Source organism: Streptomyces sp. 3N207 (assembly GCF_052246355.1).
In the GTDB taxonomy this organism is placed as follows: Bacteria; Actinomycetota; Actinomycetes; order Streptomycetales; family Streptomycetaceae; genus Streptomyces.
The window spans coordinates 46,772-61,896 of the sequence record NZ_JBQQBV010000015.1; the positions used below are offsets into that span (position 1 = coordinate 46,772).

The 15,125-nt window shown below is 70.9% G+C and carries 15 protein-coding genes, 1 tRNA gene and 1 pseudogene; 8 read left to right on the forward strand and 9 right to left on the reverse strand.

Annotated elements, in window-relative coordinates; all coding sequences use genetic code 11:
• Positions 1–20: 20 nt before the first annotated feature.
• Both rlmB and ACTWP9_RS23005 read left to right on the forward strand, forming a co-directional pair.
• Positions 21–935: a 23S rRNA (guanosine(2251)-2'-O)-methyltransferase RlmB gene (rlmB, locus tag ACTWP9_RS23000; protein ID WP_443248131.1), complete on the forward strand. Its 915-nt coding sequence runs from the start codon at positions 21–23 to the stop codon at positions 933–935.
• Positions 936–1,045: 110 nt separating this feature from the next.
• Positions 1,046–3,115 (forward strand): DoxX family protein, encoded by a 2,070-nt coding sequence (locus ACTWP9_RS23005; RefSeq protein ID WP_443248132.1) that lies wholly within the window; start codon positions 1,046–1,048, stop codon positions 3,113–3,115.
• 199 nt (positions 3,116–3,314) lie between these two features.
• Here ACTWP9_RS23005 and ACTWP9_RS23010 read toward each other — a convergent pair whose 3' ends face one another.
• The 3 genes from ACTWP9_RS23010 to ACTWP9_RS23020 form a co-directional block, all read right to left on the reverse strand.
• On the reverse strand, positions 3,315–4,034 hold the full coding sequence (locus tag ACTWP9_RS23010; protein ID WP_443248133.1) for a nucleotidyltransferase family protein: 720 nt from the start codon (positions 4,032–4,034) through the stop codon (positions 3,315–3,317).
• Between the two features lie 105 nt (positions 4,035–4,139).
• Entirely contained in the window at positions 4,140–4,613 is a 474-nt protein-coding gene (locus ACTWP9_RS23015; protein WP_443248134.1) for a hypothetical protein, read from the reverse strand.
• A 256-nt stretch (positions 4,614–4,869) separates the two neighbouring features.
• Positions 4,870–5,994 (reverse strand): ABC transporter ATP-binding protein, encoded by a 1,125-nt coding sequence (locus ACTWP9_RS23020; RefSeq protein ID WP_443248135.1) that lies wholly within the window; start codon positions 5,992–5,994, stop codon positions 4,870–4,872.
• A 167-nt stretch (positions 5,995–6,161) separates the two neighbouring features.
• Here ACTWP9_RS23020 and ACTWP9_RS23025 point away from each other — a divergent pair.
• Positions 6,162–6,235 (forward strand) — tRNA-Thr (locus ACTWP9_RS23025).
• A 437-nt stretch (positions 6,236–6,672) separates the two neighbouring features.
• Here ACTWP9_RS23025 and ACTWP9_RS23030 read toward each other — a convergent pair.
• Positions 6,673–6,864, reverse strand: coding sequence for a hypothetical protein (locus tag ACTWP9_RS23030; RefSeq protein ID WP_443248136.1), 192 nt, complete (start codon positions 6,862–6,864; stop codon positions 6,673–6,675).
• 315 nt (positions 6,865–7,179) lie between these two features.
• Here ACTWP9_RS23030 and ACTWP9_RS23035 point away from each other — a divergent pair, with 315 nt between their 5' ends.
• Positions 7,180–7,770, forward strand: coding sequence for a hypothetical protein (locus ACTWP9_RS23035; protein ID WP_443248137.1), 591 nt, complete (start codon positions 7,180–7,182; stop codon positions 7,768–7,770).
• Positions 7,771–7,797: 27 nt separating this feature from the next.
• Here ACTWP9_RS23035 and ACTWP9_RS23040 read toward each other — a convergent pair whose 3' ends face one another.
• Positions 7,798–8,160 carry a hypothetical protein gene (locus tag ACTWP9_RS23040; RefSeq protein ID WP_443248138.1) on the reverse strand — a complete coding sequence of 121 codons (363 nt, stop codon included), beginning with the start codon at positions 8,158–8,160 and terminating at the stop codon, positions 7,798–7,800.
• Positions 8,161–8,191: 31 nt separating this feature from the next.
• Between ACTWP9_RS23040 and ACTWP9_RS23045 the strand changes: the two genes are divergently transcribed.
• Both ACTWP9_RS23045 and ACTWP9_RS23050 read left to right on the forward strand, forming a co-directional pair.
• The gene (locus ACTWP9_RS23045) at positions 8,192–9,301 is read left to right on the forward strand and encodes a hypothetical protein (RefSeq protein ID WP_443248139.1); all 1,110 of its coding nucleotides are present in this window, start codon (positions 8,192–8,194) and stop codon (positions 9,299–9,301) included.
• 28 nt (positions 9,302–9,329) lie between these two features.
• Positions 9,330–9,515, forward strand: coding sequence for a hypothetical protein (locus tag ACTWP9_RS23050; RefSeq protein WP_443248140.1), 186 nt, complete (start codon positions 9,330–9,332; stop codon positions 9,513–9,515).
• Between the two features lie 72 nt (positions 9,516–9,587).
• On the opposite strand, the gene mltG is transcribed toward ACTWP9_RS23050, so the two are convergent.
• Entirely contained in the window at positions 9,588–10,379 is a 792-nt protein-coding gene (gene mltG, locus ACTWP9_RS23055) for an endolytic transglycosylase MltG (RefSeq protein ID WP_443248141.1), read from the reverse strand.
• A gap of 48 nt (positions 10,380–10,427) precedes the next feature.
• On the reverse strand, positions 10,428–11,429 hold the full coding sequence (locus ACTWP9_RS23060) for a zinc-binding dehydrogenase (RefSeq protein ID WP_443248142.1): 1,002 nt from the start codon (positions 11,427–11,429) through the stop codon (positions 10,428–10,430).
• 197 nt (positions 11,430–11,626) lie between these two features.
• Between ACTWP9_RS23060 and ACTWP9_RS23065 the strand changes: the two genes are divergently transcribed.
• Together ACTWP9_RS23065 and ACTWP9_RS23070 are read left to right on the forward strand one after the other, a co-directional pair.
• Positions 11,627–12,289, forward strand: a complete 663-nt coding sequence (locus ACTWP9_RS23065) for a pentapeptide repeat-containing protein (RefSeq protein WP_443248143.1) — start codon at positions 11,627–11,629, stop codon at positions 12,287–12,289.
• Positions 12,290–12,453: 164 nt separating this feature from the next.
• Positions 12,454–13,740, forward strand: a pseudogene (locus ACTWP9_RS23070) (glycoside hydrolase family 27 protein); the annotation flags it as partial.
• Positions 13,741–13,806: 66 nt separating this feature from the next.
• Here ACTWP9_RS23070 and ACTWP9_RS23075 read toward each other — a convergent pair.
• Both ACTWP9_RS23075 and ACTWP9_RS23080 read right to left on the reverse strand, forming a co-directional pair.
• Entirely contained in the window at positions 13,807–14,307 is a 501-nt protein-coding gene (locus ACTWP9_RS23075; RefSeq protein ID WP_443248144.1) for a hypothetical protein, read from the reverse strand.
• Between the two features lie 110 nt (positions 14,308–14,417).
• The gene (locus tag ACTWP9_RS23080; protein ID WP_443248145.1) at positions 14,418–14,993 is read right to left on the reverse strand and encodes a TerD family protein; all 576 of its coding nucleotides are present in this window, start codon (positions 14,991–14,993) and stop codon (positions 14,418–14,420) included.
• Positions 14,994–15,125 lie beyond the last annotated feature (132 nt).

Consider the following 15,125-nt stretch of genomic DNA (forward strand, 5'->3'; position numbering starts at 1 on the left):
AGCAAGGTAGGTGCCCCAGCATGCCCGGGAAGAAGAAGGGGCCGCAGATCGGCAGCGGCGGCAACCGCCGCCGTGGCCTGGAGGGCAAGGGCCCCACGCCGCCCGCCGAGATGCGCAAGGGCCACGCCAAGCAGCGCGCCGCGCAGGCCAGGGCGCGCCGCACGCAGAGCCGCCAGCAGCGTGGCGGCAAGGGCACCTCGGAGCTGGTCGTGGGCCGTAACTCCGTCGTGGAGGCCCTCCGCGAGGGTGTGCCCGCCAACGCGCTCTATGTGCAGCAGTTCGTCGACAACGACGAGCGGGTCCGTGAGGCCGTCCGCTTCGCGGGCGAACGCGGCGGCATCCGGCTGGTCGAGGCCCCCAGGCCCGAGCTGGACCGGATGACCAACGGCCTCAACCACCAGGGCCTGGTCCTCCAGGTCCCGCCGTACGAGTACGCGCACCCCGAGGAACTGGCGGCTGCCGCGTTCGACCGCGGCGAGGACCCGCTGATCGTGGCGCTGGACGGGGTGACCGACCCGCGGAACCTGGGCGCCGTGGTCCGCTCCGTCTCCGCGTTCGGCGGGCACGGTGTGGTCGTACCGGAGCGGCGTGCGGCCGGGATGTCGGCCGGCGCGTGGAAGACGTCCGCGGGTACGGCGGCGCGTACGCCGGTCGCGCGCGCCACCAACCTCACCCGTGCGCTGGAGGGCTACCAGAAGGCAGGCCTGATGGTGGTCGGGCTCGCGGCGGACGGCGAGGTGGAGCTCGGCGAGGCCGCCGCGCTCGACGGTCCGCTCGTGGTGGTCGTCGGCAGCGAGGGCAAGGGCCTGTCGCGGCTGGTCGGCGAGACGTGCGATCTGAGGGTACGCATCCCGATGCCGGGCGGCGCCGAGTCGCTGAACGCCGGCGTCGCGGCCGGTGTCGTGCTGTACGAGGCTGCGCGGCGACGCGGCTGAGGCGGGTCCGGGCGGGGGCCCGGACCCGCGACCGGTTGATGATCTCTTGACGGGCCTCGGACAGATCGGGCCGGTCAAGGCAGTGTCCTAACCGTCCGTCACTCGGTTAGATGAGTGTGGACACCAGAACACCCCGCGCACCCGGCGCTTCGGGCCGCGGCTCCGGGCACAGCCCAGGGGGAAGCCCACGCGGTTTCTTCGACGACGAACCGGTGCTGAGCACGGTCAAGGTCCCGTCCGACCCCGCTGAGGTGGTCGTCAATCACGCGAGTTTCCGAGTGCGGCTCGGCGCGGCGTCCGCCGCATCGGCCACGTCGGCCATGCCTGCCGCACCGTCCGTCGCCTCGCCCTCCGTAAGCGTGCGCGGCCTGTCGCCTGCGGCCACCACCGCTGCCGTGACCGCCGGAACGTCCGCTTCGGCACCGTCCGCGTCGGCCGGGCGCGAGGTGGCGGCGTTCGAGGACACCGAGCCCATTCCCGTCGTCACCGGCGGCACTGCTTCGGCCGGGGCCCGCCGTCCCGGCTCCGGCCATGCCGGGCGCCGCGCACCCGTGGTGTGGAGCGGCGGCCCCGAGCCGGACGACACGGGTGCCACAAAGCTGATCCAGGCCGCCCGCACGGCCGGGCTCGTCGGCTACGAGGGCCCCGCCACCGGCGAGTCCGACCCCTCCGCCACCCAGACCCTGCCCCGCGTCAAGGGCCCCGGCGGGCCCGGCCGGTCCGGGAGCGGAGCCACCGGGAGCGGCCCCGCCACCGTGGTCGGCCCGCCCCGTGGTCCGCAGCCGTCCGAGAGCGGACGGCCGGTGCCGCACCAGCCCGAGCCCCCGCAGCCAGAACCGCTGTTGAAGGGCGTACGCCCGGCGCGCGGTGCCTTCGACGAGGACACCGGCGAACTCGTCGCCGCCCAGCAGGACACCGGGGAACTGCCGCCGGTCGGCTACCAGGGCCACCGCAACCGGGGCGACGGAGGTCCTGACGGCCACGGCCCGCACGTCCGTTACGCCCGCTTCGAGGAGCACGAGGGCTACGGCTCGGAGGGCTACGAGAGCGACGACGGTTCGGCGGACGCCGAGGGCCGGCGTCGCCGCGACGCCGTACGGCACGCGTACTACCCGGGGCGCCGGATGAACCTGGGCGTCGTCCTGCTCCCGCTGCGCCTCTTCCTCGGCTTCATCACCGTCTACGCCGGAATGGGCAAGCTGTGCGACCCCGTCTACTTCGACGGCGGCGAGCGCGGCTCCATGGTCACCTGGCTGCGCTCCCTGGACCCGTGGACGGTCGCCTCCCCGCTGCGGGACTTCGCCCTCGCCCACCCGGTCGGCGCCGGACTCACCGTGGCCTTCCTCCAGGTGATCGTCGGCGTGCTGACCATGTTCGGGCTGTGGCAGCGCGTCGCCGCGGGCGTCGGCGCGCTGCTGTCGGCGGCGCTGCTGATGACCGTCAGCTGGAGCAGCGTCCCCGCCTATGAGGCGCCGGACATCATCTACCTCGCTGCCTGGAGCCCGCTGATCATCGCGGGCGCGCCTGTCTACTCCGTCGACGGGCGGTTGGCGAGCGAGGCATGGCGGAAGCTCGGCCCCCGCGTCGAGCTGCGCGATCTGCAGCGCCGGGTGCTGCGCAGGGGCACCGTCATCGCCACGGTCGTCGTCGGTCTCGCCCTGCTCGTCGGCTCGCTGCTGGGCAGCGCCGTCCGCTCCTCGCAGCCGGCCTCGGCCCCCGAGCGCGGCAAGACCCCCACCAACCGGCTGCCGGGCTCCCCGATGCCCCACTCGCCGGGCGGACCGGGCGCCGGCCAGGCGACCCACGGCCCGGCCGGCCTCGACGGGCGGCGCGGCGACCTGGACCGGCGCCGCAAGGACGGCCGCCCCTCCGCGCACGAGACCAGGCCGGGCGAGCGCCGGGCCAGCAGCGGCCCCGAGTCCACCCCCAGCCAGGGCCGGACGCAGGGCGCGAACGAGGGCGGTCCGCAGGGCGCCACACCCGGTCAGCAGGGCACCACAGCACCGCCGGCCCAGCAGCCCGGACAGCAGCCGCAGGCCACCACCGGCGGCTCGGGCTCCCGCACCGGTATGTCCCGCGAGTCCTCCTCCACGAGCGACGACTCGTCGGCCGGCTCCGGCGGCGGAGCGTCCTCGTCCGGTGGCGGACGCGGCGCGCTGGGTGGGCTGTTCGGCCACTGAGCCGCGCGGGCGCGCCTTGCGGGGCGCGCCCGGGTTGTTGCGCGTACGGCCGTACGGAAGGGCCTTCGGCGCTCCCCGGAGAGGGGAAGCCGGAGGCCCTTCCGCGTGCGCGAGTGGTCGTATGCCGTAAGCCGCGTGTCGTTGTGCCGTTATGCCGCATGGCCATGTGGCCGTACGGCGGCCGTATGTGGGATGGGACTCAGCGTGGGTTGCCGTCCGCGAGTTCCTTGGCGGCCTCGCGCAGGTCCTTGGCGGTGTCGATGGCCCGCCAGTAGGAGCCCTGGGGGAGCGGGAAGCCCGCGAGGGCGCGCTCGCGGGCGAGGCGGGGGAAAGTAGTGCGCTCATGGTCCCCGCGCTCGGGCAGCAGCCCGGTGAAGCGGGGCGAGAAGACGTAGACGCCCGCGTTGATCAGATACGGGGAGGGCGGCGCCTCGATGAAGTCGAGTACGTGGCCGAACCGGTCGGTCTCCACGGCGCCCCAGGGGATGCGTGGGCGGGCGAGCGCGAGCGTGGCGGTCGCGTCGCGCTCGGCGTGGAAGGCGGCCATCTCGCGCAACGAGAAGCGGGTCCAGATGTCACCGTTCGTCGCGTACCACGGCTCGTCGGGACGCGGCAGGGAGCGCGCCGCGAACTTCAGTCCGCCACCGCGCCCCAGCGGCTCGCGCTCGATCACCGTAGTGACGCGGCAGGGGAGTTCGGCCTTGGCGAGCCACTCCTCGAGCACCTCGGCGAGGTGTCCGCAGGAGACGACGACGTCGGTGACGCCCTCCGCCGCGAGCCAGGCCAACTGATGGCCGATGATCGGGACGCCCGTACCGGGGATCTCCACCATCGGCTTGGGACGGTCGTCGGTGTACGGCCGCAGCCGTGATCCCTGTCCACCGGCAAGGATCACGGCCTGGGTCGGGTGCTGGGTCATGTGCCGCAGCCTATGCGCGCGGGGCAGGCGCCGGGCGCCGCACCCACAGCCCGGGCCGGCCCGAATCGGGCTGTCCCGGTTCCGGCTGTCTCCGCGCGGGCTGCCTCAGCCCAGTTGCGCGACGCCGGAGGCGAAGGACGTGTCGCAGACGGGCCGCGCGAAGCGCTGGGCGCGCTGGGCACCGTACTTGTGGACGGCGGCCTTGCCGAGCGCCCGCGCGATCGTGGCGCAGTGGCGGGCCAGGGACGGCTTGCGGGTGATCGCGCGCTGAAGACCGCTCAGCGCCACCCCAGGGTGCTGCTCCTGGAGTTCGGCGATGAGCCGGTCACGGAGTACGTCCTGCGGGGCGCGACGCGTCATCGGCCCCGCCGGTGTCGAGGCGCTGCGCGCCGACGCCTTGTGCGCGGAGTCCGGCGCCGAGCTCTGCGCCGAGTCCTCTGCCGAGGAGGCGAGGACCGGCGAGTCCGCGGGCGTCGGCGCCCATGGGACATGGGTGACGGCGAGGGTCCCGGACAGGACGAGCATGACCGGGAGTACGAGGGCGAGGGATCGGCCGATACGGCGGGCTGCGTGGTTCACGACCGCGATGGTAGCGAGCGGTAGTGATTTGGCGACATTTTGTCACCACATCGAGCGACGGGAAAAGTGGGTTGTTCGAGCGGTACCGCACGAGGGGGAAACGGAGGCGGGAGGGGGCGGACGCGAGCGGGGGAGGGAGGACCCGGGAGGCGGGGAGAGGCGGGGCGGAAACGGGCGGCTGGGCGGAAACGGTGAAGGGCCGTGACGGGGATGCCGTCACGGCCCTTCACGCCCCACAGGCAGGGGTCGGGTGTCGTCAGTCGCTCAGTCGCTCGCCGGAGGAGGTGGAGAAGACGTGGGTCTCGCCACCCTGCGGCACCACGTGGATCGTGGCGCCCTTCTCCGGGACTGCGCGGCCCGGAACGCGGACCACCAGGTCACGCTTCTCGCCGCCGATCTCGGCGGTGCCGTAGACGTAGCCGTCGGCACCCAGCTCCTCGACGACGTTCACGGTGACGGGGACGCCGGCCTTCTCGTCCTTGGACAGGGCCTTGCCGTTGCCGTCCCCGTTCACCAGGTCGAAGTGCTCGGGTCGGACGCCGACCGTGACCGTCTTGTCACCCTTGTCCGAGGCGGCGGTGAGTGCCTCGCGCTCGACCGGCACCACGCTGTTGCCGAACTTGACGCCGCCGTCGGTGATCGGGACCTCGACCAGGTTCATGGCCGGGGAGCCGATGAAGCCCGCGACGAACAGGTTGTTGGGGCGGTCGTACATGTTGCGCGGGCTGTCGACCTGCTGGAGCAGTCCGTCCTTGAGCACCGCCACGCGGTCGCCCATCGTCAGGGCCTCGACCTGGTCGTGGGTGACGTACACGGTGGTGATGCCGAGGCGGCGCTGAAGGCTCGCGATCTCGGTACGGGTCTGGACGCGGAGCTTGGCGTCCAGGTTCGAGAGCGGCTCGTCCATCAGGAAGACCTGCGGCTCCCGGACGATGGCCCGGCCCATCGCGACCCGCTGCCGCTGACCACCGGAGAGCGCCTTGGGCTTGCGGTCCAGGTACTTGGTCAGGTCGAGGATCTTGGCCGCGTCCTCGACCTTCTTGCGGATCTCGCTCTTCGGCACACCCGCGATCTTGAGCGCGAAGCCCATGTTGTCGGCCACGGTCATGTGCGGGTACAGCGCGTAGTTCTGGAAGACCATCGCGATGTCCCGGTCCTTCGGCGGAAGGTGGGTGACGTCGCGGTCACCGATGCGTATGTTGCCCTCGTTCACGTCCTCCAGCCCCGCGAGCATCCGCAGCGAGGTGGACTTACCGCAACCGGAGGGACCGACGAGAACGAGGAACTCCCCGTCCGCGATCTCGATGTCGAGCTTGTCTACGGCGGGGGTCTCGGCGCCGGGGTACACCCGGGTCGCCTGGTCGTAGGTGACCGTGGCCATGTTCTCTTCTCCTTCACCGGCAGGTACGTGCCGGACGATCCGTCGTAAAGGGAGGTGTAGTCCACCGCGTGGACCTGGCGAGACGCTAGCTCCTCCCCGCGCTTTTGTCAGTAGCCCCAGACATCACGATCCAGCTCCCAGGTACACTGCTCGAGCGACGACACCCCGCCGCCTTAGCTCAGCTGGTTAGAGCATCTGTCTTGTAAACAGAAGGTCGTCGGTTCGAATCCGACAGGCGGCTCCGCAGGTCAGAGGCCCCGTACCGGGATCGGTGCGGGGCCTCTTCGTGCCGTACGGCAGCGAAGTACAGCAACCGGGGTGATCGCTGAGGCCGCTACCGACTTGGCCGGCTTCGCAGCGGGCGGAGCCGTGGTCCGGGGGCACGGTCATTGCGGTGATCTCTTCCGGGCGTCTGCCAGCAGCGCGGGACGGCGTTCGGCGAGTCTGGCGTACGCGGAAGACTGGTACAGGTCCCGGGCGTCATCCACCTCCACGGAGAGGCATTCCAGCCGCAGTGGTTCCCGCCGGTCGTCGTACAGGGAACCGGCCGGCCGCCGGGACGCGTGCCGTTTCAGCTGCCGCCCATGGCTTACGGATCGCGAGCCCGCAGCGAGTACGGGTGGGCCCTTGCCCCCAGGTGCGAGCTGCCAGTGGAGGCGGGCTGGTGAAGGGGGATGCTCAGAGACGTCGCCAGTGGGTCTGCTGGTGGATGGCTCGGGCCTTTTCTTCGGCGGCGAGGCCACGTTCCCGCTCCTCCGGGGTCAGAGTCCCGCTGGAGCCACCGACGCCACGACGATGGGCGACGTAGGCCACCGCACCGATGAGAGCCAGGCATATGACGATGACGAGCACGACCATGTCTGTCTCCATCTTCCGACTCCCAACTACCGTGCGAGAGTAGCTGGTTGGGTGAGAGGTGCGTAGGAGCTCAGCGTCAGAGAGCACCGGGAGAAAGCGTCCCAGCTGATTCGCCACCGTCCCTGGCTTCAGCGATGACAACATCAACGATGGCTCACAACGCCCGCCAGCGACTCACCGCGATCACCGTGCGGGAATGCGGTCACCGTCCTCACCAGGGGTCTGACTTCGGGGTGCGCCGCGCTGTCGGTGCGGATGTTGGTCTCACTACCTTCGTACTGCTGACGATCAAGAGGGGGCCCCTTGTTCGATGACAGGGATGACAGGTTGGAAAGCTTCTCCCGTGAACGGTTGGACGGACGCCGGGTACCGGAAGATCTGCGGGGGCTGCTGATTGCGCAGTGGGAGGGACGCCAAGCGTTCTACGAGCAGTTCGGCATCAGATTCCTGGAGTCGGGAGAGATCGATCCTCTGCTGGAACAGAGCTCCCGCGACGAGCGAGCCCCCGCCGCGCCCACCACCGCGGGCGGCGTGGTCGACCGTCGGATGGCCCAGTACGTCAAGGTCGTCGCCAAGCATGAGGACGGGGACTGCTACGGATACTGGGTGCATCCGGACGAGCCGACAGACCGGCCGGCGCGGATTGTCCACCGCGACACCGAGGGCTCTTTCATGCTCATGGGAGGGAATACCTTCGCCGGGGCAATCGTGGACGACTACTTCAGTGTCCCCGAGGAGGAGTTCGCGGAAGTGGCCGAGCACTTCAGTGCAGAGGCGGCCGAACTGCTCGCCGAGCTGGGTATCGCGGTCCCCATCCGGTCAACCGCTGACCTGGACCGGCCCGAGACCCACCTCGACCCGGACGCCGTCTACGCCGAGCTCCACGATGCCGAACTTGAAAGGCGGGGGTTGAAATAGGTCTGGGCAGCCGCCGCAGGGGCGCCGTCAGGGCGTAAGGACGAGGCCGAGGAGGAGGGAGGCGGTGTTGGCGGTGAGGGAGAGGGCGTAGGGGAGGGGGCCGCGTAGGCCCAGGCCGTAGCGGAGCAGAAGCGTCTCTGCCAGCCAGACCGCGGCCTCGCTCAGCAGAAGGAGCACCGGGTACGCTGCCGAGGTCGTGCCCGCCGCAGGTGCCCCGCCCGGGAAACCGCTGGTCAGGAACCACCAGAGCGGCGGATGCGTCAGGCAGTTGACGAGCAGGGCGGCGGTGAGGGCCCGGCCCGCGCTTACGCGTCCGAGTGCCCGCAGCGCCACCGAGTAGACCGGTACCTCGACGAGCAGGGTGAGGCCGAGGGCCAAGGCGTAGGGCACGACCGGGATCGTGTCACGGGGGAGGGGTGACATGGCCACGGGGGCGACGGGCGTACACCTCGCCGGTGCGGCGCAGGGCGCGGCCGGGGGCGGTGGCCCGCGGGGGACCGTGCCGCGGAGGACCGTGCTGGGACCGGTGGCGATGGTCGGGTTTCCGTTGGCGGTGGTGGGTGCGCTGGCCCTGGCGTTGCGGCTGCCCGTGGGGACGACGGTGTTCGGGCTGGCGCTCTTCGGCATTCTGCACAACGTCACGGAGCTGCGTTATGTGCTGGGCCGCTTCGACGCCGTACTGGCCGGGCCGTTCCTGCGTCTGCTGCTTCTCCTGACCTCCGGGATCGTGCTGTGCCGCCTGCTGCCGGCCGGCGAACTGCCGCGGGTGGCGGAAATCCTGCTCGCCTACGGGCTGCTGGGCGCCGCCTGTGTGCACGGGCTGCGCGGGCGGCCCGGGTTGTGCGTGGCGGCGGGCGGGGTGCTGGTGTGCGCGGCTGCCTGTTCGCTGGCCTATCCCGACTACCACTTCGTGGTCCTCGCTCACCTGCACAACGTGGTGCCGCTGCTGTTCCTCTGGGAGTGGTCACGTGGGCTGGAGCGGGGGCGGCGGCTGTTCCGCGCGGTGCAGTGCGGCTGGGTGCTGGTGGTGCCCGGCTTGCTGCTGGCGGGCGCGTTCGACGGCTGGTCGGCACCGGGAACGGCGTGGGCGGACCGGCTGTCCGCTGCGTACACGCCACCAGCCTGGCTGGACTCGGCGGTGGCGTTGCGGTTCCTGGCGCTCTTCGCCTTCCTCCAGACGATGCACTACGTGGTGTGGGTCTGGTTCCTTCCGCGGTACGCGCCGGAGGCGACCGTCTCCTTCGAGCGGCGGGTACCGCTGCTGCGAGGGTGGCGGGTGTGGGCGCTGGGGCTGGCGGGCGGCGCGGCGCTGGCGGCGCTGTTCGCCAGTGACTACGCCTCGGGGAAGGAGCTGTACGCGGCGGTCGCCACGTATCACGCGTACCTGGAGTTCCCCGTGCTGTTGATGCTCGTGCTGGGGCTCGGCGCGGGGTCCGCCTCCCTCCCGCCGGCCGCTTCCCGTTCCACGTCCGCTTCCACGTCCGCTTCCGCACCCGTACCCGTACCCGTCCGACCTGACGATGCGCCCTGAGGGGCCGAACAGCCATGGAGACAACGCGATGAATCTCGCAGATATCGCCCCCGAAGAGCCGGCCCTGCCCGGCGGAGACGGTGGAGGCGGCGGCGCCATGGGCGTCGTGATCGTGGTGGTGGGCGTACTGCTGGTGGCCGGGGTGATCTGGCTGACGGTGATGGCGGCACGCAAGCGCCGCCGGGACGGCCAGCGTCCGACGGGCCTGTCCTGAAAGAGCGCGCAGACTGCCCGCGGACGACGGACGAGGGCACCCCCTCACCGGAACAAGGCCGCAGCCCGCGGCTCAGGCGCCGTTGGCCTGTTCCGAGTTGAACTCCTCAACCCACTTCTTGTGCTGCTCGTAGTCGGCTGTGAAGCGGGTGTCGCCCGGTTTGACGGTGACGAAGTAGAGCCAGTCGCCGGAGGCGGGGTGCTGGGCGGCTTCGAGCGCATCGGGGCCCGGGTTGTCGATGGGGGACGGCGGCAGGCCCTTGTGACGGTAAGTGTTGTAGGGCGAGTTGACGCGGGTGTCGGCGTGGCTGGTGTTGAGGGTGGAACGGTCGAGCGCGTAGTTGATGGTCGAGTCCATCTGGAGCGGCATATCGCGCTTGAGGCGGTTCTGTATGACGCGGGAGACCTTGGCCATGTCCTCGGGGTTGTCCGCCTCGGCCTGGATGACGCTGGCGATGGTGAGAGTGTCGTAGTCGGGCGAGCCTGCCGCGGCGTGCCGCTCACGGGCCCTCTTGGTCATGGCCTTGACCAGTTGGGTCGGGGTCGTCTCGGGCCGTACGTCATAGGTGGAGGGGTGGAGATACCCCTCCGGGTTGCCCTTCGCCGCCGCGGGCAGCCTGAGCTTGCCCTGGCGGGCGGCGCGCTTCGCCGCCTTCTCCGTCGTCCCTTCGGGTACGGAGAGCGCCTTGTCGGCCTCCTCGTACACCTGGGAGGCACGCCAGCCTTCCTGCACGGAGAGGGATGTGGTCTGCCACTCCCGCTGGTACTGCCGGATCAGTACCACGGCTGCCGTCACCACGGCCAAGGCGCACAGCAGGGTCACCCCGACGAGCCAGCGCTTCCGGTTCCCGGTCCTGGTGGTCATGGGAGGAACGCTAGGCCAGCGCACCGGTTCTCCGCGCCCGAACGACGGTTATGGGACCAGCACCACCTTTCCCGAGGTGGCCCGCGTCTCCAGCGCACGGTGGGCGTCCGCCGCCTGCGCGAGCGGAAACGCGTCCACGAGCGGCGTCAGCACTCCCTTGGCGGCCAGCGCCAGCGACTCGTCCTCCAGTTCCCGCTTGTGCTCCAGCATGAAGGCGGCTTCCAGGGGACGGACGGTGATGCCCCGGGAGGCGGGCTCCTCGGGGGTGAGGGCTTCCACGGGCGGCGGCTGCCGGCCGTCGCCCGTCGGCAGCGTGGACGAGCCGCCGTACGCGTAGTGCGTGCCGCCGGGCCCCACCAGGTCCAGCGCCGTACGGGCGAGCGCGCCGCCCGGACCGTCGAACAGATGGCGTACGGGGCGTTCGCCGTACGCCGCGCGGATGCGGTCGGCCCAGTCGGTAAGCGTGTAGTCGACGGCGAGATCGGCGCCCAGCTCGCGGACGGTCGCCGTCTTGGCCGGGCCGCCCGCCGCACCGATGACGCGGGCGCCGCGGTCCTTGGCGTACTGCGTCAACAGTGTGCCCATGCCGCCGGCGGCGCTCAGTACCAGAACGGTGTCCTCGGGATCGATCTCGGCTCCGCGCAGTACGCCCATGACGGTGCGCCCGGTGCCGACCATGGCGACGGCCTGCGGCGCGGAGAGCGGGTCGGGTACGGGCTGGAGCGCGGCGGCGTCGGCGACGGCCAGCTCCGCGTAACCGCCGGGCGCCGCGCCCAGATGCACGGTGACGCGGCGGCCGAGCCAGTGTGCGGGCGTGCCCTCACCCAGCGCCTCGACGGTCCCGGCGACCTCGCGGCCGGGGACGGTGGGCAGCTCGGGGAGGGGCAGCGGGCCGCTTCTGACACCCGCGCGCAGGGTGGTGTCGATCAGGTGCACGCCCGCGGCCTGCACGGCGATCCGCACCTGGCCGGGGCCTGGGAGAGGGTCGGGCACCTCCTCGTACGTCAGGTTCTCGGCGGGCCCGAAGGCGTGCAGGCGTACGGCATGCATGGCGTTCGCTCCTTTGCGGAGGTGCGGAGGTGCGGAGGTGCGGTGGACGGTCGTGCGGAGCAGCCGGCTCGCCCAAGACTCCGACTTGAAGTGTGGTTCAAGTCAACTGGTGACCGGCTGACCGGCTGAGCGGTTCGACGCGGCTCGACGGCTCGATCGCGTGCCCCGCTGTCAGTGGCCGAGGGCAGCATGAGGACATGGCGACATCGGCAGTACGTGAAGCACGGCGCCCGGAGATCTCCCTGCCCGAGCTGCGGCCCTTCGAGGGCCGGGGCCTGGAGCCGGACGGGGACTACGACGGGGTGCGGTTCGAGGGGCTCGATCTGAGCGGGGCCGACGGGGGCGGGGCCACGTTTCTGGACGTGGGGATGTACCGGTGTGCGCTCGACGAAGCCCGCCTCGACCGGCTGAGAGTGATCGACTCCGTGCTGGAGGGGGTCTGGGGGGTCGGCGCCCAGCTGGCGGGGGCGGAGCTGCGCGATGTGGAGCTGCGGGACGCGCGCCTGGGCGGCATCCAGTTGCACGGAGCGCGGCTGAACCGGGTCCTGGTGCGGGGCGGGAAGATCGATTACCTGAATCTCCGTCAGGCACGGCTGACCGATGTCACCTTCGAGGGCTGCGTGCTGAATGAGCCGGATTTCGGCGGGGCTTCGCTCGAGCGGGTGGCGTTCCGCGACTGCGTACTGCGCCGTGCGGAGTTCAATCAGGTACGGCTCACGGATGTGGACCTGCGCAGGGTGACGGAGCTGGACCTCATTTCGGGGGTGGACCGGCTGGCGGGCGCCGTCATCAGTCCGGGGCAACTGCTGGAGCTGGCTCCGGCGTTCGCCGCGCAGATCGGGGTGCGGGTGGAGCGTTGAGGGGGGAGACGAGGAAACGCACGGAAACAAACATTTGACCAGAGGGTTCCAACAGAGCCGAACAGAGTTCTACGGTGTGGACGTCAACAGGGCTGCCCTGCCGCTCAGTTCGCGGGCGATGCGGGGGACGGGGAACAGCCTGCCGAGCCTTGAGGAGGACGGGAATGCGCCCCACCGTATTGCGCCGTGCCACCCGACCGAGACCGACCAGCGCCCTCGTCGCCATGCTGCTGTGCGGCGCGGGACTGGCCGCGCCTGCTGCCGCGGCCGGACCTGCCGCTGCCGCCGGACCGGCCGCCGCCGCCAGCGGTCCTGCCGCCGCCGAAGCCCGGATCCCGGCATCGGCGGCACCACCCGGTGACGATCTCGCCAAGACGCCGCCCATGGGGTTCAACAACTGGAACGCCACGCACTGCGGGCCCGAGTTCGACGAGGAGATGGTCAAGAAGACCGCCGACATCTTCGTCGAGAAGGGCCTCAAGGAGGCGGGCTACGAGTACGTCAACCTCGACGACTGCTGGGCGGAGCCCGAACGCGACGCCGACGGCAAGCTCGTCCCCCACAAGGAGCGGTTCCCCGGCGGCATCAAGGCCCTCGCCGACTACGTACACGCGAAGGGGCTCAAGCTGGGCATCTACACCAGTGCGGGCACCCGCACCTGCGACAGCGATCCGGGGATGCCGGGCGCGCTCGGCCACGAGGAGAGCGACGCGCGGCAGTTCGCAGACTGGGGCGTGGACTACCTCAAGTACGACAACTGCAACAACGAGGGCGTCCCGGCCCAGGAGCGGTACCAGGCGATGCGCGACGCGCTGGACAAGACCGGCCGCGACATCGTTTACAGCATTTGCGAGTGGGGCGAGAACAAGCCGTGGGAGTGGGCCGGCGGGATCGGCCATCTGTGGCGCACCACAGGCGACATCTCGGACAGCTGGGACAGCATTCTGGGCATCATGAAGCAGAACCTGCCGCTGGCCCCGTACGCCGGTCCCGGGCGCTGGAACGATCCCGACATGCTGGAGGTCGGCAACGGCGGTATGAGCGACACCGAGTACCGCACCCACTTCTCCATGTGGTCCGTGATGGCCGCCCCGCTGCTCATCGGCTCCGATCTGCGCAAGGCCGATGACAAGACACTGGAGATCCTCGGCAACAAGGAGGTCATCGCCGTCGACCAGGACGAGCTCGGCAAGCAAGGGGAGGTCGTCTCGCAGCAGGACGGGCGCTGGGTCGTGGCCAAGGAGATGTCCGACGGCAGCCGGGCCGTCGCGCTCTTCAACGAGACCGACAGCCAGCAGACGATCTCCACCGCAGCCACCGACACCGGCTTGCCGCAGGCAGGTTCCTACGACGTACGCGACCTGTGGAAGCACCAGGACAGCACCTCGACGGGGCAGCTGTCGGCAACCGTTCCGGCGCACGGGACCGTGCTGTTGCGGGTGTCAGCGAACGGCTGACCGGGGCGCGGTCCCGTCAGCCGCGCGGGCCCGCGTGCCCTCCCTGCCCCCGTCCGGCGGTCACTGGACCCGCGGGAAGCGGGCCGTCAGGGTCCACAGGACCGGGTTGCCGTCCAGGCCCTCGTGCATGTCGGTGAGGTCCGCGACGAGATCGTGCAGGAAGTCGCGGGCCTCCCGGCGCAGCTCGCTGTGGGAGAAGGAGAGCGGGCCTTCGTCGTCCGCCGACCAGTCCGCGGTGATCTCCACCCAGCCGAAACGGCGGGTGAAGCGGAGCAGTTCGGCGGACTCGGTGAAATCCAGGGTGGCCCGGTGCGGGCCGGGCGAACGACTACCGCGGTTGTCGCGGTCCAGCTCTTCGACGATGTCGCACAGCGCCCACGCGAAGTCGAGCACCGGCACCCATCCCCAGGCTGTGGACAGCTCGCGGTCGGCGGCGGTGTCGGCGAGATAGATGTCCCCGCAGAAGAGATCGTGCCGCAGCGTGTGCACGTCAGCGCTGCGGTAGTCCGTCTGGGGCGGATCGGGGAAGCGGCGGGAGAGGGCGTAGCCGATGTCGAGCACGGCGCGATCGTGTCACGGCCGCCCAGCCGCCCGCCGGGGCGGTGGGCGCCGGAGTGGCGCGGGTGGCGCTCCCCCGGGGGAGAGCGCCACCCGCGTCGCGTGGGGCTGCTTCAGACGTTGACGCCGAAGTCCTGGGCGATGCCCACCAGGCCGGAGGCGTACCCCTGGCCGACGGCGCGGAACTTCCACTCCGCGCCGTTGCGGTACAGCTCGCCGAAGACCATGGCGGTCTCGGTGGCGGCGTCCTCGCTCAGGTCGTAGCGGGCGATCTCGGTGCCGCCGGCCTGGTTGATGATGCGGATGAAGGCGTTCCGCACCTGGCCGAAGTTCTGGCTGCGGCTCTCCGCGTCGTAGATCGAGACCGGGAAGACGATCTTGTCGATCTCGCCGGGCAGCGCGGCCAGGTTGACGTTGATCTGCTCGTCGTCGCCCTCGCCCTCACCGGTGACGTTGTCACCGGTGTGCACGATGGACTGGTCCGGCGTCGCCTTGTTGTTGAAGAAGATGAAGTGCTGGTCGGAGTAGACCTTGCCCTCGGCCGTCACCGCGATGGCGCTGGCGTCCAGGTCGAAGTCCGTGCCGGTGGTGGTACGCACGTCCCAGCCGAGGCCGACCGTGACGGCGGTCAGGCCCGGTGCCTCCTTGGTGAGCGAGACGTTGCCGCCTTTGGACAGGCTTACAGCCATGGGGTGCCCTTCTGTCGTGTCTGGCTCTGATGGTGATCCCTGAGGAAATCACCGGCGCCGGATCGCAACCACACCGGGGTCTGCGGCCGCACGCCTCACACCTTCCACAACGCTACCGAGGGACGGACGGGT